The organism is Bradyrhizobium sp. A11, assembly GCF_042077125.1.
Taxonomy (GTDB): Bacteria; Pseudomonadota; Alphaproteobacteria; order Rhizobiales; family Xanthobacteraceae; genus Bradyrhizobium; species Bradyrhizobium japonicum_B.
In genome coordinates, this window is record NZ_CP149509.1 from 3,226,764 (window position 1) to 3,250,226 (window position 23,463).

At 65.1% G+C, this 23,463-nt stretch carries 29 protein-coding genes; 14 read left to right on the forward strand and 15 right to left on the reverse strand.

Translation table 11 applies throughout. From position 1 onward, the window contains the following. The first annotated feature begins 147 nt into the window (after window positions 1–147). The gene (gene gyrA, locus WI560_RS14870) at window positions 148–2,880 is read left to right on the forward strand and encodes a DNA gyrase subunit A (RefSeq protein ID WP_375308586.1); all 2,733 of its coding nucleotides are present in this window, start codon (window positions 148–150) and stop codon (window positions 2,878–2,880) included. A 71-nt stretch (window positions 2,881–2,951) separates the two neighbouring features. Here gyrA and WI560_RS14875 read toward each other — a convergent pair whose 3' ends face one another. After that, the gene (locus WI560_RS14875; protein WP_028136278.1) at window positions 2,952–3,209 is read right to left on the reverse strand and encodes a hypothetical protein; all 258 of its coding nucleotides are present in this window, start codon (window positions 3,207–3,209) and stop codon (window positions 2,952–2,954) included. 257 nt (window positions 3,210–3,466) lie between these two features. On the opposite strand from WI560_RS14875, the gene coaD reads away from it, so the two are divergent. The 5 genes from coaD to queA all read left to right on the forward strand — a co-directional run bounded on the left by coaD (window position 3,467) and on the right by queA (window position 6,674). Further along, window positions 3,467–3,964, forward strand: a complete 498-nt coding sequence (gene coaD / locus WI560_RS14880; protein ID WP_375308587.1) for a pantetheine-phosphate adenylyltransferase — start codon at window positions 3,467–3,469, stop codon at window positions 3,962–3,964. Between the two features lie 36 nt (window positions 3,965–4,000). Further along, complete coding sequence (locus WI560_RS14885; protein ID WP_375308588.1) at window positions 4,001–4,564, forward strand: peptidylprolyl isomerase; 564 nt, start codon at window positions 4,001–4,003, stop codon at window positions 4,562–4,564. Window positions 4,565–4,573: 9 nt separating this feature from the next. Further along, window positions 4,574–4,999, forward strand: coding sequence for a hypothetical protein (locus WI560_RS14890; protein WP_375308589.1), 426 nt, complete (start codon window positions 4,574–4,576; stop codon window positions 4,997–4,999). After that, window positions 4,996–5,460: a peptidylprolyl isomerase gene (locus tag WI560_RS14895; protein WP_126257534.1), complete on the forward strand. Its 465-nt coding sequence runs from the start codon at window positions 4,996–4,998 to the stop codon at window positions 5,458–5,460. The genes WI560_RS14890 and WI560_RS14895 overlap by 4 nt, the downstream gene beginning before the upstream one ends. Before the next feature lie 140 nt (window positions 5,461–5,600). Beyond that, window positions 5,601–6,674: a tRNA preQ1(34) S-adenosylmethionine ribosyltransferase-isomerase QueA gene (gene queA / locus WI560_RS14900; RefSeq protein ID WP_375308590.1), complete on the forward strand. Its 1,074-nt coding sequence runs from the start codon at window positions 5,601–5,603 to the stop codon at window positions 6,672–6,674. Between the two features lie 118 nt (window positions 6,675–6,792). Here the strand turns inward: queA and WI560_RS14905 are convergent, their stop codons facing one another. The 4 genes from WI560_RS14905 to WI560_RS14920 form a co-directional block, all read right to left on the reverse strand. Further along, complete coding sequence (locus WI560_RS14905) at window positions 6,793–7,830, reverse strand: aspartate-semialdehyde dehydrogenase (RefSeq protein WP_375308591.1); 1,038 nt, start codon at window positions 7,828–7,830, stop codon at window positions 6,793–6,795. A 248-nt stretch (window positions 7,831–8,078) separates the two neighbouring features. Further along, on the reverse strand, window positions 8,079–8,681 hold the full coding sequence (locus WI560_RS14910) for a PepSY domain-containing protein (RefSeq protein ID WP_375308592.1): 603 nt from the start codon (window positions 8,679–8,681) through the stop codon (window positions 8,079–8,081). Between the two features lie 244 nt (window positions 8,682–8,925). Then, window positions 8,926–9,672, reverse strand: a complete 747-nt coding sequence (locus WI560_RS14915) for a TetR/AcrR family transcriptional regulator (RefSeq protein ID WP_375308844.1) — start codon at window positions 9,670–9,672, stop codon at window positions 8,926–8,928. Window positions 9,673–9,807: 135 nt separating this feature from the next. Further along, the gene (locus WI560_RS14920) at window positions 9,808–10,908 is read right to left on the reverse strand and encodes a patatin-like phospholipase family protein (RefSeq protein WP_375308593.1); all 1,101 of its coding nucleotides are present in this window, start codon (window positions 10,906–10,908) and stop codon (window positions 9,808–9,810) included. A gap of 298 nt (window positions 10,909–11,206) precedes the next feature. Here WI560_RS14920 and tgt point away from each other — a divergent pair, with 298 nt between their 5' ends. Continuing rightward, the gene (tgt, locus tag WI560_RS14925; protein ID WP_375308594.1) at window positions 11,207–12,352 is read left to right on the forward strand and encodes a tRNA guanosine(34) transglycosylase Tgt; all 1,146 of its coding nucleotides are present in this window, start codon (window positions 11,207–11,209) and stop codon (window positions 12,350–12,352) included. 1 nt (window position 12,353) lies between these two features. Here the strand turns inward: tgt and WI560_RS14930 are convergent, their stop codons facing one another. After that, window positions 12,354–12,572 carry a hypothetical protein gene (locus WI560_RS14930; protein WP_028136289.1) on the reverse strand — a complete coding sequence of 73 codons (219 nt, stop codon included), beginning with the start codon at window positions 12,570–12,572 and terminating at the stop codon, window positions 12,354–12,356. Between the two features lie 222 nt (window positions 12,573–12,794). On the opposite strand from WI560_RS14930, the gene cysK reads away from it, so the two are divergent. After that, on the forward strand, window positions 12,795–13,772 hold the full coding sequence (cysK, locus tag WI560_RS14935; protein ID WP_375308595.1) for a cysteine synthase A: 978 nt from the start codon (window positions 12,795–12,797) through the stop codon (window positions 13,770–13,772). A 3-nt stretch (window positions 13,773–13,775) separates the two neighbouring features. Then, window positions 13,776–14,018 (forward strand): BrnA antitoxin family protein, encoded by a 243-nt coding sequence (locus WI560_RS14940; RefSeq protein WP_375308596.1) that lies wholly within the window; start codon window positions 13,776–13,778, stop codon window positions 14,016–14,018. A gap of 196 nt (window positions 14,019–14,214) precedes the next feature. Here WI560_RS14940 and WI560_RS14945 read toward each other — a convergent pair whose 3' ends face one another. Both WI560_RS14945 and WI560_RS14950 read right to left on the reverse strand, forming a co-directional pair. Then, window positions 14,215–15,645 (reverse strand): caspase family protein, encoded by a 1,431-nt coding sequence (locus WI560_RS14945; RefSeq protein ID WP_375308597.1) that lies wholly within the window; start codon window positions 15,643–15,645, stop codon window positions 14,215–14,217. Between the two features lie 201 nt (window positions 15,646–15,846). Then, on the reverse strand, window positions 15,847–16,722 hold the full coding sequence (locus tag WI560_RS14950; RefSeq protein WP_257194836.1) for a DMT family transporter: 876 nt from the start codon (window positions 16,720–16,722) through the stop codon (window positions 15,847–15,849). A gap of 249 nt (window positions 16,723–16,971) precedes the next feature. Here WI560_RS14950 and WI560_RS14955 point away from each other — a divergent pair, with 249 nt between their 5' ends. Then, entirely contained in the window at window positions 16,972–17,370 is a 399-nt protein-coding gene (locus tag WI560_RS14955) for a RidA family protein (RefSeq protein WP_375160417.1), read from the forward strand. Between the two features lie 53 nt (window positions 17,371–17,423). Here WI560_RS14955 and WI560_RS14960 read toward each other — a convergent pair whose 3' ends face one another. The 3 genes from WI560_RS14960 to WI560_RS14970 form a co-directional block, all read right to left on the reverse strand. Continuing rightward, window positions 17,424–17,969: a hypothetical protein gene (locus tag WI560_RS14960; RefSeq protein WP_375308598.1), complete on the reverse strand. Its 546-nt coding sequence runs from the start codon at window positions 17,967–17,969 to the stop codon at window positions 17,424–17,426. Continuing rightward, the gene (locus tag WI560_RS14965) at window positions 17,914–18,264 is read right to left on the reverse strand and encodes a hypothetical protein (protein ID WP_100174819.1); all 351 of its coding nucleotides are present in this window, start codon (window positions 18,262–18,264) and stop codon (window positions 17,914–17,916) included. The genes WI560_RS14960 and WI560_RS14965 overlap by 56 nt, the downstream gene beginning before the upstream one ends. A 196-nt stretch (window positions 18,265–18,460) precedes the next feature. Continuing rightward, complete coding sequence (locus WI560_RS14970) at window positions 18,461–19,048, reverse strand: formyltransferase family protein (protein WP_375160415.1); 588 nt, start codon at window positions 19,046–19,048, stop codon at window positions 18,461–18,463. A 145-nt stretch (window positions 19,049–19,193) separates the two neighbouring features. Between WI560_RS14970 and WI560_RS14975 the strand changes: the two genes are divergently transcribed. Together WI560_RS14975 and WI560_RS14980 are read left to right on the forward strand one after the other, a co-directional pair. Next, window positions 19,194–19,466 (forward strand): hypothetical protein, encoded by a 273-nt coding sequence (locus WI560_RS14975; RefSeq protein WP_375308599.1) that lies wholly within the window; start codon window positions 19,194–19,196, stop codon window positions 19,464–19,466. A gap of 124 nt (window positions 19,467–19,590) precedes the next feature. Beyond that, window positions 19,591–19,809, forward strand: a complete 219-nt coding sequence (locus tag WI560_RS14980; RefSeq protein WP_257179864.1) for a hypothetical protein — start codon at window positions 19,591–19,593, stop codon at window positions 19,807–19,809. 60 nt (window positions 19,810–19,869) lie between these two features. On the opposite strand, the gene WI560_RS14985 is transcribed toward WI560_RS14980, so the two are convergent. After that, complete coding sequence (locus WI560_RS14985) at window positions 19,870–20,172, reverse strand: hypothetical protein (RefSeq protein WP_375308600.1); 303 nt, start codon at window positions 20,170–20,172, stop codon at window positions 19,870–19,872. 147 nt (window positions 20,173–20,319) lie between these two features. After that, entirely contained in the window at window positions 20,320–20,547 is a 228-nt protein-coding gene (locus WI560_RS14990) for a hypothetical protein (protein WP_257194831.1), read from the reverse strand. A 275-nt stretch (window positions 20,548–20,822) separates the two neighbouring features. Between WI560_RS14990 and WI560_RS14995 the strand changes: the two genes are divergently transcribed. Both WI560_RS14995 and WI560_RS15000 read left to right on the forward strand, forming a co-directional pair. Then, window positions 20,823–21,908 (forward strand): AI-2E family transporter, encoded by a 1,086-nt coding sequence (locus WI560_RS14995; protein WP_375308601.1) that lies wholly within the window; start codon window positions 20,823–20,825, stop codon window positions 21,906–21,908. Between the two features lie 131 nt (window positions 21,909–22,039). Continuing rightward, window positions 22,040–22,432, forward strand: coding sequence for an NUDIX hydrolase (locus WI560_RS15000; RefSeq protein WP_028136301.1), 393 nt, complete (start codon window positions 22,040–22,042; stop codon window positions 22,430–22,432). A 1-nt stretch (window position 22,433) separates the two neighbouring features. On the opposite strand, the gene WI560_RS15005 is transcribed toward WI560_RS15000, so the two are convergent. Both WI560_RS15005 and WI560_RS15010 read right to left on the reverse strand, forming a co-directional pair. Beyond that, complete coding sequence (locus tag WI560_RS15005) at window positions 22,434–22,679, reverse strand: hypothetical protein (RefSeq protein WP_375308602.1); 246 nt, start codon at window positions 22,677–22,679, stop codon at window positions 22,434–22,436. A gap of 153 nt (window positions 22,680–22,832) precedes the next feature. Beyond that, on the reverse strand, window positions 22,833–23,072 hold the full coding sequence (locus WI560_RS15010; RefSeq protein ID WP_375308603.1) for a hypothetical protein: 240 nt from the start codon (window positions 23,070–23,072) through the stop codon (window positions 22,833–22,835). Between the last annotated feature and the right edge of the window lie 391 nt (window positions 23,073–23,463).

Sequence of the window (23,463 nt, forward strand, 5' to 3'; positions counted from 1 at the left end):
TTCCAGGTTGCTTCCAGGCGTGCCGTGCAACGCCGTAAGTCATTGGAAAAATAAGCGGAAAAAGCGCTTCCGTGCCGCCGCCAAGGGTGGTTATCAGGGGCACGATGCGCTATATGATTCCCAGACAAAAACTCACCGGATTCCCCCTTGGCTGACGACGACAACAAGCCCGGCGACCAGCCGGCGCAACCCTCGGACATTCGCCCCGTCTCCATCTTCGAGGAGATGAAGAAGTCCTACCTCGACTACGCCATGAGCGTGATCGTGGCGCGGGCGCTGCCTGATGCCCGCGACGGTCTGAAGCCGGTGCACCGCCGCATCCTGTACTCGATGAACGAGCAGGGGCACACACCCGACAAGAAGTACGTCAAATCCGCCCGCGTGGTCGGCGACGTCATCGGTAAGTACCACCCGCACGGCGACCAGTCGATCTACGACGCCATGGTCCGCATGGCGCAGGACTTCTCGATGCGCGTGCCGCTGATCGACGGCCAGGGCAATTTCGGCTCGGTCGACGGCGATCCCGCGGCCGCCTATCGTTACACCGAAGCGCGCCTGACGAAGGCGGCGCTGGCCCTGTTGACCGACATCGACAAGGACACCGTCGACTTCCAGCCGAACTACGACAACAACGAGACCGAACCGTCGGTCTTGCCGGCCAAGTTCCCGAACCTTCTCGTCAACGGCGCGGGCGGCATCGCGGTCGGCATGGCCACCAACATCCCGCCGCACAATCTCGGCGAGGTCATCGACGCCTGCGTCGCGCTGATCGACAATCCCGCGCTCACCATCGACGAGCTCATCAACATCGTGCCGGGACCGGATTTCCCGACTGGCGGCGTCATTCTCGGACGGCAGGGCATCCGCTCCGCCTATCACCTCGGCCGCGGCTCGATCGTGATGCGCGGCAAGGTCGCGATCGAGACCATCCGCAAGGAGCGCGAGGCGATCATCATCACCGAGATTCCCTACCAGGTGAACAAGGCGACGATGGTCGAGCGCATCGCCGAGCTGGTCAAGGAAAAGAAGATCGAGGGCATCGGCGACCTGCGCGATGAATCGGACCGCGAAGGCTACCGCGTCGTCATCGAGCTGAAGCGTGACGCCGTGCCGGATGTGGTGCTGAACCAGCTCTACAGGTTCACGCCGCTGCAGACCAGCTTCGGCGTCAACATGGTGGCGCTCGACAGCGGCCGTCCGCGGATCATGCATCTGAAGGACCTGCTGACGATTTTCGTCGACTTCCGCGAGCGGGTCGTCACGCGGCGCACCAAGTACCTGCTGGCCAAGGCGCGCGATCGCGCGCATATCCTCGTTGGTCTCGCGATCGCCGTCGCCAATATCGACGAGATGATCCGCGTGATCCGAAGCTCGGCCGACCCGACCACCGCCCGCGACACCCTGATGTCGCGCGACTGGCCGGCCCGGGACGTCGAGGACATGCTGACGCTGATCGACGATCCGCGCCATCGCATCAGCGCGGACGGCACGATCCGGCTGTCGATGGAACAGGCGAGGGCCATTCTCGACCTGCGGCTTCAGCGCCTGACCGCCCTCGGCCGCGACGAAATCCGCGACGAGCTCGACAAGCTCGCCGGCGAGATCGCCGATTATCTCGACATCCTGCGCTCGCGCGAACGCGTGCTCGGCATCATCAAGACCGAGCTCGCCGAAGTGAAGGCCGAGTTCGCCACACCGCGCCGCACCGTCATCATCGAGCAGGAGGGCGAGGTCGAGGACGAGGACCTGATCCAGCGCGAGGACATGGTCGTCACCGTCTCGCATGCCGGCTACGTCAAGCGCGTGCCGCTGTCGGCCTACCGCGCCCAGCGCCGCGGCGGCAAGGGCCGCTCCGGCATGCAGACCCGCGACGAGGATTTCGTCAGCCGGCTGTTCGTGGCTTCCACGCACACGCCGGTGCTGTTCTTCTCCTCGCGCGGCCAGGTCTACAAGGAGAAGGTCTGGCGTCTGCCGGTGGCCGCGCCGAACGGGCGCGGCAAGGCGCTGATCAACATCCTGCCGCTGGAGCAGGGTGAGCGCATCACCACCATCATGCCGCTGCCGGAGGATGAATCGACCTGGGGCAACCTCGACGTGATGTTCGCCACGACGGGCGGCAACGTCCGGCGCAACAAGCTGTCGGATTTCGTCGACGTCCGCCGCTCCGGCATCATCGCGATGAAGCTCGACGACGACGAGGCGATCGTCGACGTGCAGATCTGCACCGAGCGCGACGACGTGCTGCTGACCGCCGCCGGCGGCCAGTGCATCCGCTTCCCCGTCACCGACGTGCGCGTGTTCACCGGGCGCACCTCGATGGGCGTGCGCGGCATCGCGCTCGCCGGTTCCGACAAGGTGATCTCGCTGGCGATCCTGCGCCACGTCGACGCCACCTCGGACGAGCGCTCGGCGTATCTGAAGATGCGCCGTGCGGTCGCCGGCGAAGCCGGGGCTGAAGAGGCGGCAGTAGACGCCGAGGCCGAGGAGACGTCCGGCAGCTTCCAGCTTGCCCAGGAACGTTACGCCGAGATGTCGGCGCAGGAGCAGGTCGTGCTCACGGTGTCGGTCAACGGCTACGGCAAGCGGACCTCGTCCTACGAATACCGCACCACCGGGCGCGGCGGCAAAGGCATCGTCGCCATGAGCGTCAACAACCGGAACGGCAACCTGGTTGCCTCGTTCCCGGTCGAGGACGCCGATCAGATCATGCTGGTCACCGACAAGGGCCAGCTGATCCGCTGCCCGGTCGAAGGCATCCGCATCGCCGGCCGCTCGACGCAAGGCGTGATCGTGTTCGACACCGCCGAGGACGAGCACGTGGTGTCGGTCGAGCACATCACGGAAGAGGCGGAGAGCGGGAACGGGACGAACGGGGAGTAGGGAGCAGCGATTTAGACCTGCTGCTCTATTCGCGGTTCGCCGCTCATCGTTCGCGGACTTGACAGTCCCGCCTACGGTGTGCGGTTGGCGGTCACGAGGCGCGCCTCGCGGATCGTCGCCTTGGTGCCGGCCTTGCGCAGGCAGGAGGCCTCGAAATTCGGCCAGGCCTGCTGTGAGCAGTCCTTGCCGATGGCGCGGATATCGAGCCGGTCGCTCTTGGCCAGCGGCTGAGGCACGCTGGCTTCGACCGCCGGGGCAAAGCCGGGCAGGAGCGTGAGAGCTGCGGCAACAAATGCAGAGAGCGCGATCGCTGAAAGAGCCTTGATCATTGACAGTCCCCTGTGATGCGGCCGCCTACGCCCAGTGTGCGGCCCGTCATTCGTTGGCCGGATTAGTAACCATGGCCAGTTTCCGGACGTCTTCGCCCGGCGTGGGAAATGGTTTCGTGCCCGCGTCCTTTTGTTTCGTGACCGCGCTCAGGACGAAACAAACCGGCCATCGCCGAGCCGGCCGGCGGGATATTGCCGGAAACGGCCGGGGAACCGGCCCGCTTGCCGGGCCGAGCCGGGCGCGGTAGGAGGGGGGCATGCCGCGTATCGCCTTCTATCCCGGTTCCTTCGACCCCATCACCAACGGCCATCTGGACGTGGTCCGGCACAGCGTGTCGCTGTGCGACAAGCTCGTGGTCGCGATCGGGGTCCATCCCGGCAAGAAGCCGCTGTTCTCGACCGAGGAGCGGCTGAAGATGCTCCATGACGTCTGCGGGCCGGTCGCGGCCAAGGCCGGCTGCGTGCTCGAAGCCGTGACGTTTGACGACCTGTCGGTGACGTCGGCGCGCAAGCACGGCGCGACCATCATGATTCGGGGCCTGCGGGACGGCAGCGACCTCGACTACGAGATGCAGCTCGCCGGCATGAACGAGGCGATGGCGCCGGAGGTGCACACGGTGTTCCTGCCGGCCTCGCCGATGGTCCGCCCGATCACCGCCACTTTGGTGCGCCAGATCGCCGGCATGGGCGGCGACGTCTCGGCCTTTGTCCCGCCGGTTGTCGCGACCCAGCTTAAGGCCAAATTCGCCGGATAACGGCGCGCTTCCTCTTCCCTCTGATCCGGAGTTGTCATGATCCGAATTCTCGCAGTCCTTGCCGCGCTTCTGTTCGCGGTGCCGGCGCTGGCGCAGCAATTGCCGGCCAACCTCGACAAGGCCAACGCCATCGTCATCGACAGCACCAAGGGCCGCATCGTCATCAAGCTGCGCACCGACATCGCGCCCCAGCACGCCGAGCGCATCAAGCAGCTCGCGCGCGAAGGCTACTACAACAACGTGCCGTTCCATCGCGTCATGGATGGCTTCATGGCGCAGACCGGCGACGGCCAGAACTTCAACGGCACCGGCGGGTCGAAATATCCGAACCTGAAGCAGGAATTCTCCAAGGTGCATTTTGCCCGCGGCATCGTCGGCATGGCCCGGCGCGGCGACAGCGTCGACAGCGCCAACTCGCAGTTCTTCATCATGTTCGCCGACGGCGGCAGCCTCGATGGCCAGTACACCGTGATCGGCGAGGTGGTGCAGGGCATGGACGTCGTCGACAAGCTGAAGAAGGCTCCTCCCGGCTCCGCCGGCGGCGCCGTGACCGATCCCGACAAGATGGTGAAGGTGCAGGTCGCCTCCGACATCAAATAGGAGGCGGCGATGGTGCGTTGTGGCGACAAGCTCCTGCTGGTTGCCGCGATGCTGCTGCTCGGCACCTTGGGCACGGCTGCCGAGGTGAGACAGGTCGACACCATCCAGGACTTGTTCCGGCACTTGCGCACCTGCTGGAGACCGCCGCCCGTTACCAAGGCCCGGCCACTCGACATCACCGTCGTCGTGAGCTTTAACCGGTCCGGCGACATTCTGGGCCATCCGAGGATCACCTATGAATCCGCTGAGGCCTCCGACAATGACCGGCTGCAGTACCGGATCGCGGTGATGGAGGCGTTGCAACGCTGCACGCCGATGCCATTTACCGAAGCAATGGCCGGTGCCGCCGCGGGACGTCCATTCGCGATCCAGTTCCGCAACCGCAAGACGTCACCTGACAAGACTTCACCCCCAACGCAAGAGAGACGAGCATGAGCGTCACCGAAAACACCCTGATCCTCGAGACCACCCAGGGCCCCGTCACCATCGAGATGCGCCCCGATCTCGCGCCCGGACACGTGGCGCGCATCAAGGAGCTGGTCCGTGAAGGCTTCTACGACGGCATCGTGTTCCATCGCGTGATCGAGGGCTTCATGGCGCAGACCGGCTGCCCGCAGGGCACCGGCACCGGCGGCTCCGGCAAGAAGCTGAAGGCCGAGTTCAACAAGGAGCCGCATGTGCGCGGCACCGCCTCGATGGCGCGCGCCGCCAATCCCGATTCCGGCGACAGCCAGTTCTTCATCTGCTTCGACGATGCCCGCTTCCTCGACAACCAGTACACGGTGTGGGGCAAGGTCACCGAGGGCATGGAGAACGTCGACAAGATCAAGCGCGGCGAGCCCGTGCAGAACCCCGACAAGATCGTCAAGGCGCGGATGGCCGCGGACAAGGAATAAGTCCATCCCCTCATGGTGAGGAGGCGCGCAGCGCCGTCTCGAACCATGAAGGCCGAGCTGCTGCAGCGGGGCCTTCATCCTTCGAGACGCGCGTTCCGCGCTCCTCAGGATGAGGAGTGAGGTACGGCGCTGAATCAGACATGCGCACCGATCTGTTCGACTTCGACCTGCCGCCCGAGTGCATCGCCTTGCGCCCGGCGAGCCCGCGCGACTCCGCCAAGATGCTGATCGTCGAGAACGGCGCGCTGCGCGACCAGACTGTCGCCGACCTGCCGTCATGGCTGAAGGCGGGTGACCAGATCGTCGTCAACGACACCAAGGTGATCGCGGCGCAGCTGAAGGGCCGCCGCATCGGCCGCGAGACCGAGCCCAGAATCGAGGCGACGCTGATCAAGCGGCTCGACGGCTCGCGCTGGCAGGCGCTGGTGAAGCCCGCCAAGAAGCTCGTCGCCGGCGACCGCATCCGCTTCGGCAATGAAGGCAAGGTCTGCCTGCTCGGCCATCTCGACGCCGAGGTCGAAGCCAAGGGCACTGAGGGCGAGGTCACGTTGTCGTTCTCGTTCCATGGCCCGGCGCTGGACCAGGCCATCGCCGATCTCGGCAGCCCGCCGCTGCCGCCCTACATCGCCTCCAAGCGCACGCCCGACGATCAGGACCTCGCCGACTACCAGACCATGTTCGCGGTGAACGAGGGCGCGGTCGCAGCGCCGACCGCCGGGCTGCATTTCACCCCGGCGCTGGAGCAGGCGCTGCGCGCGCGCGGGGTCGGCATCAACCAGGTGACGCTGCATGTCGGGGCAGGGACGTTCCTGCCGGTGAAGGTCGACGACACCGAAGCCCACAAGATGCACGCCGAGTGGGGCACGATCTCGGCCGAGACCGCGGACCGCCTCAACAGTGCTCGAAAAAATGGCGGCCGCATCATCGCTGTCGGCACCACGTCATTGCGCCTGCTCGAGAGCGCAGCCCGCGAGGACGGCACGATCCAGCCCTTCGCGGCCGAGACCTCGATCTTCATCACGCCCGGCTATCGCTTCCGCGCTGTCGACGTGCTGATGACCAATTTCCACCTGCCGAAGTCGACCCTGTTCATGCTGGTGTCGGCATTCTCCGGGCTGGAGACGATGAAGGCCGCCTACGCGCACGCGATCGCGAACTGCTACCGGTTCTACTCGTACGGCGATGCGTGTTTGCTGTTTCGGGCGAGCGACTAGTGCCGTAGGGTGGGCAAAGCGGAGCGTGCCCACGTCTTTCCTTGATGCGGAGAAGATGGGTGGGCACGGCGCTTGCGTGCCTTTGCCCACCCTACGATACCTGTTGCTACGATAACGACTACGCCATCACACGCTGCGGCAGAAGCTCGGCGATCTGCACCGCGTTCAGCGCTGCGCCCTTGAGCAACTGATCGGCCGCCACGAACATCGAGATCGAATGCCCTGAGGGATCGCTGAGATCCTTGCGGATTCGGCCGACCAGGACGTCATCCTGGCCCGAGGCGTCGATCGGCATCGGGAAGTAGTTCTTCGCGCGGTCGTCGACCACCTTCACGCCCGGCGCCTGCGCCATGATGGCGCGGACCTGGTCTTCGCTGATCGGCCTCTCGCATTCGAAGGTGATGGCCTCGCAATGGGCGCGCAGCACCGGCACGCGCACGCAGGTGACGCCGACGGCGATGGTGTCGTCCTCGAAAATCTTGCGGGTCTCCTTGATGACCTTGGTCTCTTCGTCGTTGTAGCCGGTGTCGGGGTCGACGGCGGTGTTGTGATTGAAGAGGTTGAAGGCGTAGGGGTGCGGCATCACCTTCGGCGTATAGACCTGCCCGTTGAGATTGGCGCGGGTGGATTCGACCAGCTCCTCCATCGCGGCGGCACCGGCGCCCGAGGCGGCCTGGTAGGTCGAGATGATGACGCGCTTGATGCGGTTCTTCTGGTGGATCGGCCACAATGGCACCAGCGCGGTGATCGCGGCGCAGTTCGGATTGGCAATGATGCCCTTGTGGTCGCGGATGCGGTTCGCGTTGATCTCGGGGATCACCAGCGGCACGTTCGGGTCCATGCGGAAAGCGGAGGAGTTGTCGACCACGACCGCGCCCGCCTTGACCGCGATCGGCGCATACTTCTTGGAGATGCTGCCGCCGGCGGAGAACAGGGCGATGTCGACACCCTCGAAGGACCGCTCGGTCAGCTCCTCGATGACGACGTTCTGGCCGCGGAACGACACCGTCCTGCCGGCCGAGCGGGCGCTGGCGAGCGCCTTGAGCTTGCCGACGCGAAAGCCGCGCTTGTCCATGGTGGCGATGAATTCGGCGCCCACCGCGCCGGTGACGCCGACAATCGCGACGACGGGATCGTTACTCACTTTGTCCTCCATTGAGATTTGCGAATGAGACAACAAAAAAGCCCCGGACCAACGAGGGCGGGGCTTCGGTAGAGCTTGATGCGTTTAGTCGACGACTACGCGCGCACGCCTCCCCGGGCCCCTGAGGCCGTGGTGGTTTTGGTCGTGCGTTTGGTGGTCGTGAACATGGCGGCGACTTATGCGGGAGAGTCTGGCCGCCGTCAATGGCCTTTTGCCCCGGTCGATGCCAGGGCGGCGACCCTGCCGCGATTTGGCAGCCGCTACTTCGTCCTGGCGCCCGGGGGCTCCAGGATGACTTCCTTGAGATCGTCGCCGCTGATCACGACGATCGCGAAATTGAGCCGGCCGCGTTCGCGCACGAGGCCACCGCTGATCGCCTTGCCCGAGGCCGCGCGCTCGGCAACGCGCACGGCATCCGCGAGGCGGTGCCTGATCGCACCGAGTGCCGCAAGGTTGTTGCGATCGTCGTGGTCGAGCTCGGCGAGGGGCAGGGCAGCTTCCCCGCCCACCAATTCGCCCGTCGCAGCGTTGATGGTGTGGCGCCAGATCCGGTCGTTGTGCAGGGTCTTCACCCGATACACCGCGACGCCGGAGCCGCCGTCAAAACTCACATCTGCGGTGGTGGCGCCGGCGTGACGGGCTTCCGCGATCGCCATGGCCTGGCTGATCGAGATCGACGAGCTGCGGAAGCGCTCGATCTCGCGGCTGACGGCCTGGCGGTCAGCCTCGGCATCGCCATCTGTATCGCTGTGAAGCGCGGTCGGCGTGCCCGCGGCCACGGTCGCCTGCAACGGTACGGCAAGGAGCAGCGCGGGCAAGGCGACCGCGAGCAGTTGCAACGTCCGTCGTCTGGCTGTCGTCATGTTCGAAACCTTCGACCTGCGAGTGTGCCGGATGAACAAGAATTCGCGGCCGGCCTCGGGCAAAGGCCGGCCGCGGAGCGCCGCGGCGGGCTGTACCTGCCGTGACGATCGAAGCGGTCCGGACCTCCTTGGGGCTGTGAAAGGCGACCCGTACCAACTTAACTAAACAATACCGTGTCGTTTTGTTTCGGTCAACGCCGTTGCGGCGTCCCCGATGGGGGAAGAGCGCGATCTCACGGAATCGTCAGCGGGAGGAGCGGCGCCGCGTCGGGCCCTTGGCGGCGTCCCGGACCCGATCGGCAGGACCCAGCGCACCGGCAAGGAACAGCTTGATCGCACTGCGCATGCGCTTCTCGGCCGATTTCGGCTCGAGGGTCGTTCCGAAGGTTGCCATGCGGTGCGTGTGACCGACCACCACGTCGAGAAACACCTCGGCCGCAATGGTCGTGTCCTCGACGTCAAGCGCGCCTTGCGCGACCAGGTGGTCGAAGAAGCGCGCAGTGGTGGCGACGGCCTTGAGCCAGCCTTCCTCCTTGCCGAGCTTGGCGACGTCGGGGAAGTTGATGGCCTGTGACGTCATCATGCGGCTGAAGGCGACGGCGTCGGGACCGCAGGTGAATGAGAGCATCTCGCGCCCGATCTCGACCAGCCGCTGCTCGACCGAGATGTCGGCGGCACTGCTCAATTGGGTCTCTGCCGCGGCCGACAGCGGCGCAAGCCAGCGTGCGATCTCGCGCCTCAGCACGGCGGCAAACAGGCCGCGCTTGTCGCCGTAGCGGGCATAGACGGTGGGCTTGCTGACCCGGGCCGCTTCCGCGACCGCGTCGAGCGAGGTCGCGTCGAAACCGCGATCCAGGAACAGGCGGGTGGCGACCTCGATCAACCGCTGGTCGCGCTCGATGGCGGCGGTCTTGGTCGGCCGGCCACCGCGGGATTTCGGCACCTCGCGCTGCGGCGCTGCCGGTCTCGTCCTGGTCGCAGTCAATCCCATGCCCAATGATTCCTGCGCGTTTCTGACGTTCGTCATTCGCTCTATATCGCGCAGCAGCCGGGACGTCATCGCCAATCTGGCCGAATTGGCCGTATCGTCAACCGTTTCAGCACGGCCTCGTTCCGTCACGCGGATTCACGGCAGCGTCGAGGTCCAGGCCTGGCCGGATGCAGCCTTCTCGTATCCGTACTGATACAGCGCCCGCATATAGGCGGTGTCGAACCCTTCGGACGGCGGGGCGGGGTAGTCGCGCGCGATGTAGGAGAGATGAAAACCGAGACGGTTGCGCCGCGCGAAATCATAGGTCGAGAAGATGATCGAGCGCGTCTGCGACTGGGTGATCGCCGACAGGCTGCGCGAGGCGACGTCGATGGTGCCGTTGGAGACCAGCTCGAAATTGCGTTCGATCTTCTTGTTGACGAGGATGTAGATGTCCATCTTCGCACTGCCCGGCAGCCGACTGCCCTGGAACAGCAGGGCTTCCGGCAGCGTCAGCACCGGCGCGGTCACGCCGCCGTCGACATGCATCTCCTGAAACTTGCGGCCCTGGCCCTCGGCGTCGATCATGATCGGCGGAAACACCAGGGGAATGCTGGCGGAGGCCGCCATCACGTCGCGGAACAGCTTGAGCGCCTCGGGCGTGCCGACGGCGGCGATCTTGCCCATGTCCCAGATCGCGGTGCGCTGGGTGTCGAGGTCGGTCGTCGCGATCAGCAGCTTTCGCCCCTTGGCGTTCTCGCGCGCGACCTGGGCCAGAATCTCCGGCCCGACATAGCGTGCGACCAGCTCGCGCAGCCGCGTGTTGCCGAACAAGCCGGATCCGAACAGCACGCGCATGATACTGGGATCGTTCAGCAGGCTCTCCGCGATGCCGCTGGTGTAGACCTCCTTCAGCGTGTCGTCGTAGTGCGGGCCGAGAAACGCGAACGGCGCGATCAGGCCGCCGGTGCTGACGCCCGAGACGACGGAGAAGGTGGGGCGGGTTCTGGCCGCGGTCCAGCCGTTGAGCACGCCGACGCCGTAGGCGCCATCGGCGCCGCCGCCGGAAAGCGCCAGATAGGACTTCGTCGCCGTGCTGGTGTCCTTGTCGAAGCTGAATTTCGTGACGGGGTCGTCGGCGTAGCGTCTGAGGCCATCGATATCGAGCACCCGCGATGTGCTGGCTTCGGCGGCCGTGTAGGGCGTGCGGGGCAGGGAGGTGCAGGCGGCGAGCGCCAGGCTGCACGTCAGGACCATGACCGCGGTCAGGCGGCCGGTTGTAGGCCTGATCCGGTGGTGCGGGCGGCCGGAGAGGTCGGTCGAACAGGAAGGAAGAGGCATTGTCGGTGGCTGGCGATCACACGTCTGGCGCCGCCGGCAAATCTCACCGCGGCACCTCGTCCAGCCCCTAGTAAAACTATACTGTATCGTTTTGTTTAACAAGGCTGCCGGCGGGAATAATCGCGTCCCGTGTGTCCCAGGCTGAGGCACGGGCCGGCCGCTGCACGGGCTGGGCGGGTTGATCGACGTGCTCCGACACGCAATAAGCACCGCCATGAACCCCGACAACGATCTTCCCAATCACTTTGAATTGCTCGCCACCGATGGCGCCGCGCGCACCGGGCGCCTGACCACGCCCCATGGCGTGGTGCGGACGCCGGCCTTCATGCCGGTCGGCACCGCCGGTGCCATGAAGGGCATGCATTGGCGCGAGGTGCGCGATGCCGGTGCCGACATCGTGCTCGGCAACACCTATCACCTGATGCTGCGCCCGACCGCCGAGCGGATCGCGGCGCTCGGCGGCTTGCAGCGTTTCACCGGCTGGAACGGGCCGATGCTGACGGATTCCGGCGGCTTCCAGGTGATGTCGCTGTCGGACCTGCGCAAGGTCACCGAGAACGCCGTCACCTTCCGCTCCCATATCGACGGTGCCAAGGTCGAGCTGTCGCCGGAGCGCTCGATCGAGGTGCAGCGCCTGCTCGGCTCCGACATCGCCATGCAGATGGACGAGTGCGTGCGGCTGCCGGCCGAACACGCCGACATCGAGCGCGCTATGCAATTGTCGCTGCGCTGGGCCGAGCGCAGCAAGCGCGCCTTCGAGGACGCGCCCGACGGCTACATGCTGTTCGGCATCGTGCAGGGCGGCGACGTCCCCCAACTTCGTCACGCGAGTGCCCAAGGCCTGGTCGAGATCGGCTTCCATGGCTATGCGATCGGCGGCCTTGCCGTCGGCGAGCCGCAGGAGGTGATGCTGGCGATGATCGACGAGACCGCGCCGGTGCTGCCGAAAGAGCGCCCGCGCTATCTGATGGGCGTCGGCACGCCCGATGACATCCTCGAAGCCGTGAAGCGCGGCATCGACATGTTCGACTGCGTGATGCCGACGCGCAACGGACGCCACGGCGTCGCCTTCACGCGCTTCGGCCAGGTGAATTTGCGCAATGCGCGCCATGCCGACGATCCGCGTCCGCTGGACGAGGAGAGCTCATGGCCCTCGACGCGCAATTGCGCGCGCGCCTATCTGCACCATCTCGTCAAGGCGGGCGAGACGCTGGGGGCGATGCTGCTGTCCGAAATCAACATTGCCTATTACCAGTTCCTGATGCAGGGCATCAGGGACGCGATCGCAGGCGGAACGTTTGAGCAATTCTATCGGCGTACGCGCGAGGACTGGGCGAGGGGCGACATCGCCCCGCGCTAGCTCAGTTGCACACGAAGCGTTGCTTCACGGCATGTTTGGTCACGAAGCCATAGCCGCAATTGTCGCAGGTCCAGAGATAGCTGATCATTTGGTCCGAGACGTAGGCGGAGGCTTCGGCGGCGACCATGGAGTCGGCGCAGACGGGACAGGTCGGCAACTCGCTGCAACGCGGATCGCGGTTCGGCGCGACGGTCGACAACACTTCAGCAATTGCTGACATCGTGGTGACCTCCCTGCTTTAAGACATAAGTCTAACATAAGCAGAAGCGGTTGACGAGGTCGCAACACAAATGCGTTGGTTTTCTGATCTTCGCCGCTCACGTGATTTTGCGATGCAGCGTATTTAACATGTGCCGCATTGTCGCTTGCGTGCCGCCGCAAGCTGTCTGTAACTGCGCAATGCCGCGATAGATGTGCAAATTGTCGCCACAGGGAGTTCAACATGGACGCACCGTCCAACACGGGTGCAGCGCACCAAGCCGGCCGCGGCCGGATCTACGACTCGATCGTCGAGGCCTTCGGCAATACGCCGATCGTGCGCTTGCGCCGGCTGCCCGGCATGCACGGCGTGAATGCGACCATTTTGGCAAAACTTGAATATTTCAATCCTGCCGCAAGCGTGAAGGACCGCATCGGCGCGGCCATGATCATCGCGATGGAGAAGGCCGGCATCGTCAAGCCCGACACCGTGCTGATCGAGCCGACCTCCGGCAACACAGGCATCGCGCTCGCCTTCGTGGCGGCGTCGCGCGGCTACCGGCTCAAGCTGGTGATGCCGGAATCGATGTCGATCGAGCGGCGCAAGATGCTGGCTTTTCTCGGCGCCGAACTGGTGCTGACGCCGGCGGCGCAAGGCATGAAGGGTGCGATCGCCGCCGCCGAGGAGCTGGTGAAGACGACTCCGAACGCGGTGATGCCGCAGCAGTTCAAGAACCTCGCCAATCCCGAGGTGCACCGCCGCACCACCGCCGAGGAGATCTGGAACGACACCGGCGGCAACATCGACTTCTTCGTCGCCGGCGTCGGCACCGGCGGCACCATCACCGGCGTCGGCCAGGTGCTCAAGCCACGCAAGGCCTCGCTTCGCGTGGTCGCGGTCGAGCCGGAGGAGAGCCCGGTGCTGTCGGGCGGACAGCATACGCCGCACAAGATCCAGGGCATCGGTGCCGGCTTCGTCCCCGACATCCTCGACCGCGCCGTGATCGACGAAATCGTGAAGATCAACTCGACGACCGCGATCGAGACCTCGCGCGCACTGGCGCGGCATGAGGGCATTCCCGGCGGCATCTCGTCGGGAGCTGCGATTGCGGCCGCACTGCAGATCGGCAAGCGGCCGGACGCCGCCGGAAAGACGATCCTGGCGATCGTGCCGTCCTTCTCCGAGCGGTATCTTTCGACGGCCTTGTTTGAAGGAATCTAGGACATGGCGGAGCAACCACCGAGGCGGCCGCGCACGCTGGGCGATGCCAGGACGGAAGCAGAGGCCGCGTTCAAGAAGGTGACGGCCAAGGTCGCCGCGGCGCCGCCCAGACAGACGACTGTTCCCGGCATCAAGGAGCAGATCACGCTGCGCATCGATCAGGATGTGCTGGAGTTCTTCCAGGAGGGTGGCCCCGGCTGGCAGGATCGCATCAACGAGGCGCTGCGCAAGGCGGCGGGGAAGTAGGCAGTCTCGTCACGCACACTGGGGCTCCTCATCCTGAGGAGCTTGCGCAGCAAGCGTCTCGAAGGATGGGAGGCCCCGCTGCGAGAGCCGGGCCTTCATGGTTCGAGACGGCTCTTCGCGCCTCCTCACCATGAGGACTACAAACGAAAAGCCCGGCGTGAGCCGGGCTTTTGCATTCTGAGATCATCGTATCGCCTCAGCGGCGGAACATGCCGCCCATCATGCCGCCGACGACACCGCCGACGAAGGCCGCACCGGCGGCATCGCCGGGGCTGCTGCGTTGAGGGGCCGGCGCCGGCGCGCTGCCCTGAGCCGGTGCGCTGGCGGCGCGCCGGGCCGGCTTCTGGCTGGTGTCGCTCGCGGTCGCCGGGGCAGCCACGATCTCCGAGAGCAGAGCCTTGTGCTGAAGCTTGTTGAGATAGCCTGACGAGGGATAGCCGCGCGCCGTCTGCCAGCGCTTGAGCACCGATCGCGTCTCCTCGTCGAACGTGCCGCTCTGCTTGGTATCGAAGCCGAGCGCCGTCAGGCGACGCTGCACGTCACGGCGCTTGGTCTTGTCGAGGCCGATCTGGTCCTCGGTGACTTGGGTGGACTCGTCGGTGAAGGTTGCGGGATCGATGCCGGCGTTGAGGGCGCGGGTCGCGGTCGAGGGGCCGCTCTTGATGGCGGCGAGACGTGCCAGCGCCAGCGCCTTGAACTGACCGTTCGGATAGGCGGTGAGATAGGCGTTGAGCTCTTCCGGCTTGTTCGATTCCTTCACCGAGCGCCAGTATTCGAGCTCGACGCCGTCCGAGCCGGCGGTCGCAGCCGGCACCATGCCCGAAGCGGTCGGGGCCGCGTTGGCGACCTGGGTGGTGGGGGCCTGGTTGAGATAGACCGAGCCGGTCAGGTTGGTGTGGCCCCAGGGCAGCTGGCCCTTGCGGGTCTCTTCATTGACCTGGGCGCGCACCGACGTCATCGCCTGCTGGATCTCGACGCCGGGCCTGGTGATGTTGTCGATCAGCGCACGGGTGAACGGGCTGTTGTTGCCCTCCTGACCGTCTAGCGCGGTCTGGCCGGGACCGGTCGCGAACGCGATCAGCGTACCTTCACCGGATTTCATCTCGGCAAGGCCGCTCTGCACGTTGACGCTGCGGGTCGCGGCGTTCGACTTGATCTTGGCGGCGAACGGATTGTCGCGGCAGGCATCGAGGAAGACGAGCTTGACCTTGGCATCGCCCATGGTCTGCTCGAGCGTCAGGTCGATGTTGATGGCCGCGCCCAGCTTGACGTCCATCTCCGACTTGATGTCGGCGTCGACGGGCAGCAGGTAGTTGGTGCCGCTCACGGCGATGCCGTGGCCGGCATAATAGAACAGCGCGATGTCGGAGCCCTGCGCCTTGCGCCCGAAGTCGAGCAGCTTCTCCGTCATCTGGTCGCGGCTGAGATTGGAGCCTTCGATCACCTCGAAGCCGACATTGCGCAGCGTCGATGCCATCGCCTTGGCGTCGATCGGCGGGTTCGGCAATTGCGCGACATTCTTGTAGGAGCCGTTGCCCACGACAAAGGCGACGCGGCGGTCAGCCTTCGCGGCACTGACCGACAGCGCCATGCACATCAGCGAGGCGAGGAGGGTGAGATAGCGCATTCTGAAATCCCCAGAATCGAATTGCAGGCAGCAACAAATTGGCAACGAACCTACACGAAGTGCCCGACCTCGCGCCACCAAAACGGCAGGACGTCCGCATCAACCCGCTGCTGTGTGGCCGAATGTGCACGGTGGAGCGCCGCTCCAACGTGATCTAAATCACACGGCCACTTTGTTTTGTCGCGCAAGGCGGCGCAAGGTTCACTGCCTGCGGGCGGGAACCGGCGGTACCGGCTTCAAATTCAGGAGATTGCCGCACAGGATCAGCGCCGCGCCGAGCACGGTCCAGCCGTCGAGCCGCTCGGAATAGAGCAGCCAGCCGGCTGCCGCAGTCAACGGAACCCGCAGGAAGTCCATGGGCACCACGATCGTTGCATCCGCGTACCGGAGCGCACTGGCCAGGCAATAATGAGAGAAGGTGCCGCAGACCCCAATGACGAACAGCCAGCCCCATAGGCGAGGCGAGGGCCAGACCCACACAGCGAGCGTCGGCAGCAAGCCGACGACGGCCTGCACCACGATCATCCAGAACAGGATCGACAACGCGCTTTCGGTCCGGGTCAGCGACTTCGCCAGGATCATAGAAATGCTGAAGCCGATCGCAGCCCCGAGCGCGATCAACTGGCCGGGATTGATCTCGCTGGTGGCGGGCCGCACGATCATGACGACGCCGACGATGCCGAGCACGACGGCCGCGATCTTCCAGAGCGTCATGCGCTCGGACAGGAACGTCGCGGCCAGCACCGCGGTCCAGATCGGCATGGTGAATTCGATCGCGACGACCTGCCCGATTCCGATCAGCGTCAATGCGTAGAACCAGCCGAGCTGGGCAAAATAGTGCACCACGTTGCGAGCGAGGTGCTGGGGCAGGCGCTTGGTCGCGACCGCCTTGAAGCCACCGGCGCGGTAGATGATGGGCAGGAGGAGCGCAAACCCAATCACCGAGCGCACTTCCATGATCTGGAAGACGTTCAACTCGCGCGTGGTCTCGCGCCCGGCAACCGCCATCACCAGCATCAGCGACAGCCAACCGGCCATCCACAGTGCAGCCATCGTTTTGGACGGTGTCGCGCTCATCGGCGGTGATTGCGGGAGGATGGAATGTGAAGGGACGGCCGGTATCGGCGACATCGCCGCCGTTTGCAACGGCCAAATCTGCGGATGCAGCGATGCAGCGGGTCGTGCTAGAGCATGATCCGGAAAAGTGCGCAGCGGTTTTCCGAAAAGATCATGCTTAAACGGCAAACTGAGGCGCGATAGCGAGTCATCCTCATCGCATCGCGCTTCCGGCAGCATCGAACAACAACAATCGGGAGAGCTTCGCTCATGCAGATCCTGCAGCCGGCCGAATGGAAGAAACCGCGTGGCTTTTCCCATGGCGTCGCGGTCGAGGGGCCGGGGCGCTGGGTGGTCCTGGCCGGCCAGACCGGCGGCGACGAGGCCGGCAATTATGCGCCCGACCTGGCGGCGCAGGTCGAAATGGCGCTGAAGCGGATCATCAAGCTGCTGGGCGAGGCCGGCGCGGGTCCGGAGCACATCGTCCGCCTGACCTGGTACCTGACCAGCCGCAGCGAATATGAAGCGGCCGGTGCGGGCATTGGTGCGGCCTGGAAGGAAACGCTCGGACGCAATTTCCCGCCTTCGACGCTGCTCTATATCGGCGGTCTCGTGGACGAGCGGGCCAAGGTCGAGATCGAGGTCACGGCGTTCGTCCCGGCCGCATAAAAAAATCGATCCGGCGGGACCGCCGGATCGATTGTCGGATCGACCGCGCTTGCTTACTTCGACAGCGAGATGTTCGCTCCGCGGAACTGGCTGTCCGCGCGGATCGCGACGCTCTGCTTATTGCCGCTCGTCTTCAGCGAGATGTTGGCATTGAAGCCCGCGGCAGAGGCAAGCAGCTCGTAATGGCCGCCGGAACCATGCCCCTGGAGCGATCCAGAGATGTTGCGGCTGATCTCGGACCAGCTCCCGGTGACGGATCTGCCCTCAGCTTTGAGGCTGGCCGTGAAGTTGAACTTGTAGGCGTCGCTGGCGCAGGTCAGGGTCAGCTCCATGGTGGGGCCGATCGGGGCGTACTTGGCCCGGCAGCGGATCCGTTCGGTCGAGCCGTCGTCCAGGGCCACCGTCCCCGCGCCACTCCAGCTGCCCGCGAGTGGGGCGAACGGGCTCGACTGGGCCTTGCTTTCAGTGCCGGCGATCCCTGCCGTAAACAAAACGGCGGCCGCGATCAGCAGCCGCCGGCTCCGGGCGCGAGCCTCGATTGGTTTATTGGCGCGATGCTTCCCATCGCCCGCTGCACGGTATGCCTGCAGATGCTCCATTCCACTTCCCCGATCCGGCGTTGCCGTTGAGTTGACCGTTGGCATATGCACCATTGATCGAAACTTTCACAAGACCCCCGCTGCCGATGGTGCCGGAAACGTTAGCGCCGGGCGCAGTGATCTTGCCGTCGGCAACCGTCAGCATGGAACTCGCGGTGGGTTCGCACGAGCCGCTCTTGGTCACGATCGTGACCTGCCAGTTGCCGTCATAAGGCGTCTGGGCAAAGGCGGAAGCGGCGAGGGTGCCGGTGAAAACTGAGGCGGCACAGAACACCGCAATGCGAGCAAAACGCATAAATCCGTCCTTCAATGTGTCTGATATGCTGTCGCTTATCTGGACCAAATGTGACGGAAATTTGTTGCGATGCCAAATCGCAAATTGTTCCTGTTGGAACAATGGTTTATTTGCGTTTTCGGCTCCGATTTTCCAAGCGGAATCAACGCGGCCTCACGTTAAGGGTAAACGTCGGGAGCGAGCCCTTGGATAGGCTTCACGAGAGGCTTGGCGCGGAGGTCGCGAACTGCTCGTCCTGAGTCTTGGCGGGCAGCGCCTTGTGGACCTTGGCGTAGTCGATCACGTCGGCCAAGAGCTTGAGGCCGAGGGGCGCCAGCGCGCGTTCCCAGAGCTCTCGCGCCGTCTCGCCCTTCTTGACGAAGCACCAGTCCTGGGCGGCGATGGCGCCGGCGTCCATGCGGTCGGCGAGGTGATAGATCGTGCCGCCGGCGATCGGATCGCCTTCCTTGATGGTCCATTCCACGGCGGCCTTGCCGCGATGACGCGGCAGCAGCGAGGGGTGATAGCCGATCCCGCCGAGCTTGGCCGCGGCGAGCGCGTCCTTGCCGATCCGGGCGTGGCTGTGCGCCGTGATGATCAGATCGGTATCGGGGGCGATCTCGGAGCCTACGACCAGCTTCGGGTTGGCCTGCACCACGACCTCGATTCCGGCCGCCTTGGCGGCTGCGGCGAGGCGATCCTCGGCGTCGGCCACTACGACCCGCACGATCGAAACGCCGTGCTCCCGGAGCATGTTCAGGGTGGTCACGCCGAAATGGCGGGAGCCGACGAGGGTTATGCGCATGGGTCTCCGATCCGGTCTCGCAACTGCGTCATCACCCGATAACACGTCCGGACGCCCTGTCACCACCCGCGCAGCGTTCGCGTGGGTTATCAACAATACGCCGGGACGGGGCCATGAACGCGCAGCCAGCCGTTCCGGTGCCTCCATGGCGGCCGCAGACTGCCGCGCAATTACTTCCGCGAACCCATTGCGCGAACCCATGAGCGTTGCCGTGCGGCCACGGCAGGACGGCAAGCGTCCGACAAGTCGGTTCCTGTGTTTCGTTTTTAACAGAGCAACGCTGGGCAGGCTGATAGAACGCGTCGACCGGGGCTGGCGACATTTCAACCCGCATCCGTTTTTAAACCCGGCCTGGGCCGCTGGCGCAATCGCCAGCGGCCTTTTCAATGCCGCGTATCACGAAATCACCGAATGGTAACGCGATCTCAACCACCCCCGGCGTATCGACGAATCCGTCGCGGATTTGTATTGCGTACCGCGACACCGAAAATGTCCCGCCGGCGTGGGTGCGCCGCGCGGGCCTTTTCGCCGGGACAAACCTCATGCCGCGCGCAATTGAGCAGATTGTCGACAGCTATGTGCGGCTGAAGAACCGCCGTGGCCTCGACGAGCTGATGATGCACAGGCAGCGGCTCGCGGTCGAGCTGAAGAGCAGGTCCGGTTATGATTTCAGCCTGCCGATCGGCCAGATCGACGAGGAGATCGCGATCATCGAGGCGGGCCTCAGCCGGCTCAAGGCAGAGAATTCCACGCCGATCTAGCGGGATCTGCGCGGCAAGGCTACGGACGCCGCGGCGCCGTCGGATCAATGCGCCTGTCGTTCAATCGCGCCGGCCGCCGTCGATCACTGTGAACAGCGGCCGCGCCGGGGTCGGCTCGACCAGCAATTCCTCCACCAGGGCGGTTGCCGCGTCGACATATTTGCGTGTCGGCTTGTCGAGCGGGCGCCTGGCCTCGTCGTCGAGCGCGACCTTTGCGGCTTCGACCAGCTTGCGCATGCGCACCGCGTGGTCATCGCCCGCCGTCAGCGTCGCGCGCGCCAGGGAGCGCAGCACGAACAGCTCGCCTTCGAGGCGGAGCAGGCGGTCGTTGAGCCTGGTCAGGACGGCGTTGAGGTCGGCCATGATTGCTGGTTCGGCGCCAAGGGTCCGTTCTGATCTAGCGGCGATCGATGAACGGAGTCCAAATAGCGCTGCTGCAATTCGGCCGATCCGCCGGTCCGTCTCGGGCGACCCTGCGGCGTCGTCAGAGCTGCCCGCGTGTTGGGCGGCCTACCATTCCACGTCCGCCCAGCGCTTTCCGAACACGGGTGGCCGCGTCTTGACGGCTTGCCAGCCGAAGAAATGATGCTTGCCGGACCAGGCGTGCACCACGCTGCTGCAGATGCTGCATTTGAAATGGCCGGCGTGGGCTTCGCTGTGCTCCTCCCTGGTCGCGGTGTAGTTCATGCCGCAACCCGCACAGGTAAATTCTTCGATCGTCCAGATGCTGTTGGCCATTGCACGGAATGCTTCTTGGTGACCCCGATCCACGCTAGCCGCGGGCGTTTGCAGCGGCGTAAACCGGCGCGCGGGAATCCGGTTAACGGGCGTTAGCCAAGGGCGGGCGACGTCGGAGGCGGTCGCGGGCCGCGGGCCAGGGCGCAACGGCCCTGACGTGGTGCCAATCGCGGGGCGGGCCGGTTCCCGTCGCCTTGACGCCGGGTGCGTTGCTGGCAATAACGGCTGGGCCTCGCAAGCACCGGAAGTTTTGCGCTCATGCCGCAAGGAAAGCAGTGCCCGTGAAAAGTCTCCGTCAGCTCCTGACGGGAGAGGATGTCATCCAGCTGGTGATCCGGCTCGGCCTGCTCGCCCTGCTGATCATCTGGACCTTCCTGATCATCCGTCCGTTCGTGCCGATCCTGGCCTGGAGCGGCGTGCTCGCGGTCGCGTTCTATCCGGCCTTCAGCTGGGTCGCCAAGGCCCTCGGCGGCCGGCCCAAGACCGCAGCCGCGATCCTGACCATGATCACGCTCGGCATCGTCATCGGCCCGGCGACCTGGCTCGGCATCAGCGCGGTGGACGGCGTGCGCGAGCTGGCCCACCAACTCGGCACCGGCGACCTGGCGCTTCAGGCCGCGCCCGAGCAGATCAAATCGTGGCCGCTCGTCGGCCCCTGGCTCTACGAGCTCTGGGACCAGGCCTACACCAACGTCCGCGCGCTGGTGCGCGAGGTGGCGCCGTATCTCCAGCCGCTGGCGGGCCCGCTGCTGTCGCTTGCCGGCGATGCCGGCGTCGGCACGCTCCAGTTCCTGGTCTCGGTGTTCGTGGCCGGCTTCCTGTTTCCGCATGGGCCGAGGTTGGTCGCAGCCGGCCGCGGCTTCCTGTTTCGCATCGTGCCGGAGCAGACCGAGCATTTCCTCTCGCTGGCGGGCGCGACCATCCGCGCCGTGGCGCAGGGCGTGATCGGTGTGGCGATCGTGCAGGCGCTGCTCGCCGGCATCGGCTTCAAGCTCGCTGCCGTGCCGAGCGCCGGCCTTCTGGCCTTCATCGTGCTGCTGCTCTCGATCGTCCAGATCGGCGCGTTCCTCGTGCTGCTGCCGGTGATCATCTGGATCTGGACCGCCAAGGACGTCACCACGGCGCTGCTGCTCACCGTGTTTCTCGTCCTCGTCGGCTTCATCGACACCATGCTGAAGCCGCTCGTCATGGGACGCGGCCTGACCACGCCGACCATCGTGATCTTTGTCGGCGTGATCGGCGGCACGCTCGCCCACGGCATCGTCGGCCTGTTCATCGGACCGATCATCCTCTCGGTGGCCTGGGAGATGATGATGGCCTGGATCAGGACGGAGGACCGGGCAGGGGCGGGCAAGGACTGATCCCGCCGCCGACCGCGGCGATCTGCCCGCGGTGCCGCGCCAGCATCCGGCGCCTCGAAGCATGCCGCGAACTTGTCTGTTCCACTAGACAAGTTACGATCGGAACGATTCTGTTTCAGCGACGGCAAGCAATGGCGAAGTCTTCCAAGCTCGTTGCCGCGAGGCGCGGCAAGGTATTGTTGGTCAGACGCCGGTCGGACGGCCTGTGGATGTTTCCGGGCGGCCGCAAGCGGGCGCGCGAGTCCGCGAAGGATTGCCTGCGGCGGGAGATCCGGGAGGAGCTGCCCAAGCTGAAGCTCGGCAGGATCAGTCTCTGGAAGGAAGTGAAAGCCAGGAACAAGCGTTCCGGCCGCAAGATGAGCGACGCGATCTTCATTGCCAAGAGCGCCAAAGGCCGGCTGGCGATCGGCGACAAGAAGGAGATCGACCGCGCCGCCTGGCAGAAGCCGCGCGGCATCCGTCTGACCGCGACCTCGCGCTACATCCGCGACCGCCTGTTTCCGCGCAAGCAGAAGCCGAGGTGAGCTAGTCCTCGCGTTCGGCCGATCGCGTCCGTCCGGCGAATCTCCTCGATTGCGCCGCGCGCGGATCGGGTGCGGCGAGCCTCAAGGCCTCGGCCTCCCTAATGTCCTTGCGGACCTTGCGCGCATTGCGCATCGCGCGCTTGATGAAGGGATGCTGGGAATCCTCGGCGAAGAACAGCACCACTTCGCAACTCGGGCATTGCCTGGAATAGCCGTCCTGCAACCGCCCGGCGCGATCGCGAAACACGCTCTTGCACCGCGTGCACTGAATCTGGACCGAGCTCATGCGCCGACAACAATGACTTTGAAAAACGGATCTTGAGCTGATCCCAAATGTCTGAAGAAAGCTTGAAGGGTATTGCGGCTGGATGCCGGAGCGCGCGCGGGCTTCGGCCGGCCGCTATTGCCCGGCCGCCATCGTCTCCAGGCAATGGGTGAGGAAAGCGGTGCGATCCCTGGGCAGCACTTTCTCGAGATCCGCCTTCAGCGCGCATTCGCGCTGGCGCAACTGCTCGGCCCGGCGCTTCTCGGCTGCCTCGCGATATTCGGGAGCGACCTTGCTCGGATCGACCAGCGTCTGCGAGTGGGCGGGGGCCGACGCAAGCAGCGCGACGGCGGCGATGAAAAGCAATGGTTTCAAATGAGCCTCCGTAAAAAGCGGACATCCTAGCGCGCGGCGCGTTCAAACGGCAATGCGGTATCCGGCTGCGGCATAATTGATTGAACCGGTCGAGCGTTCAGGCCGTCGCGGCGAAGCTTCCCGCTGGCGGTGATGGAACGACTTTGCATGGAACGACTTGGCGTGGCCGGCGTCGAATCCTGGCTCGTGGCCCAGCCCCAGCCCCCCAAAAGCCCCGGGCCGCGAGAAAACCTTTCCCACAAGGGTTGGCGACCTCAGAGCCTCCGCGCTGAGGTCGTTTGTTTTGCCGCAGGAATGTGAACCAGTTCACAAGCGCGCGCTGAAATCGCTGCTATGAAGAGGTCATTGCTTGACCAATTCATTTGAACGAAACGCCCCAGCGTGGCTCCAA

What these genes read in the sequence shown, in the direction of transcription:
- WI560_RS14875 (WP_028136278.1), bottom strand. Translation starts at nt 3,209, where the DNA reads ATGATCAAGGCTCTTTCAGCGATCGCGCTCTCTGCATTTGTTGCCGCA.
- coaD (WP_375308587.1), top strand. Translation starts at nt 3,467, where the DNA reads ATGCCGCGTATCGCCTTCTATCCCGGTTCCTTCGACCCCATCACCAAC.
- WI560_RS14885 (WP_375308588.1), top strand. Translation starts at nt 4,001, where the DNA reads ATGATCCGAATTCTCGCAGTCCTTGCCGCGCTTCTGTTCGCGGTGCCG.
- WI560_RS14890 (WP_375308589.1), top strand. Translation starts at nt 4,574, where the DNA reads ATGGTGCGTTGTGGCGACAAGCTCCTGCTGGTTGCCGCGATGCTGCTG.
- WI560_RS14895 (WP_126257534.1), top strand. Translation starts at nt 4,996, where the DNA reads ATGAGCGTCACCGAAAACACCCTGATCCTCGAGACCACCCAGGGCCCC.
- queA (WP_375308590.1), top strand. Translation starts at nt 5,601, where the DNA reads ATGCGCACCGATCTGTTCGACTTCGACCTGCCGCCCGAGTGCATCGCC.
- WI560_RS14905 (WP_375308591.1), bottom strand. Translation starts at nt 7,830, where the DNA reads ATGGAGGACAAAGTGAGTAACGATCCCGTCGTCGCGATTGTCGGCGTC.
- WI560_RS14910 (WP_375308592.1), bottom strand. Translation starts at nt 8,681, where the DNA reads ATGACGACAGCCAGACGACGGACGTTGCAACTGCTCGCGGTCGCCTTG.
- WI560_RS14915 (WP_375308844.1), bottom strand. Translation starts at nt 9,672, where the DNA reads ATGGGATTGACTGCGACCAGGACGAGACCGGCAGCGCCGCAGCGCGAG.
- WI560_RS14920 (WP_375308593.1), bottom strand. Translation starts at nt 10,908, where the DNA reads ATGGTCCTGACGTGCAGCCTGGCGCTCGCCGCCTGCACCTCCCTGCCC.
- tgt (WP_375308594.1), top strand. Translation starts at nt 11,207, where the DNA reads ATGAACCCCGACAACGATCTTCCCAATCACTTTGAATTGCTCGCCACC.
- WI560_RS14930 (WP_028136289.1), bottom strand. Translation starts at nt 12,572, where the DNA reads ATGTCAGCAATTGCTGAAGTGTTGTCGACCGTCGCGCCGAACCGCGAT.
- cysK (WP_375308595.1), top strand. Translation starts at nt 12,795, where the DNA reads ATGGACGCACCGTCCAACACGGGTGCAGCGCACCAAGCCGGCCGCGGC.
- WI560_RS14940 (WP_375308596.1), top strand. Translation starts at nt 13,776, where the DNA reads ATGGCGGAGCAACCACCGAGGCGGCCGCGCACGCTGGGCGATGCCAGG.
- WI560_RS14945 (WP_375308597.1), bottom strand. Translation starts at nt 15,645, where the DNA reads ATGCGCTATCTCACCCTCCTCGCCTCGCTGATGTGCATGGCGCTGTCG.
- WI560_RS14950 (WP_257194836.1), bottom strand. Translation starts at nt 16,722, where the DNA reads ATGAGCGCGACACCGTCCAAAACGATGGCTGCACTGTGGATGGCCGGT.
- WI560_RS14955 (WP_375160417.1), top strand. Translation starts at nt 16,972, where the DNA reads ATGCAGATCCTGCAGCCGGCCGAATGGAAGAAACCGCGTGGCTTTTCC.
- WI560_RS14960 (WP_375308598.1), bottom strand. Translation starts at nt 17,969, where the DNA reads ATGGAGCATCTGCAGGCATACCGTGCAGCGGGCGATGGGAAGCATCGC.
- WI560_RS14965 (WP_100174819.1), bottom strand. Translation starts at nt 18,264, where the DNA reads ATGCGTTTTGCTCGCATTGCGGTGTTCTGTGCCGCCTCAGTTTTCACC.
- WI560_RS14970 (WP_375160415.1), bottom strand. Translation starts at nt 19,048, where the DNA reads ATGCGCATAACCCTCGTCGGCTCCCGCCATTTCGGCGTGACCACCCTG.
- WI560_RS14975 (WP_375308599.1), top strand. Translation starts at nt 19,194, where the DNA reads ATGGCGGCCGCAGACTGCCGCGCAATTACTTCCGCGAACCCATTGCGC.
- WI560_RS14980 (WP_257179864.1), top strand. Translation starts at nt 19,591, where the DNA reads ATGCCGCGCGCAATTGAGCAGATTGTCGACAGCTATGTGCGGCTGAAG.
- WI560_RS14985 (WP_375308600.1), bottom strand. Translation starts at nt 20,172, where the DNA reads ATGGCCGACCTCAACGCCGTCCTGACCAGGCTCAACGACCGCCTGCTC.
- WI560_RS14990 (WP_257194831.1), bottom strand. Translation starts at nt 20,547, where the DNA reads ATGGCCAACAGCATCTGGACGATCGAAGAATTTACCTGTGCGGGTTGC.
- WI560_RS15000 (WP_028136301.1), top strand. Translation starts at nt 22,040, where the DNA reads ATGGCGAAGTCTTCCAAGCTCGTTGCCGCGAGGCGCGGCAAGGTATTG.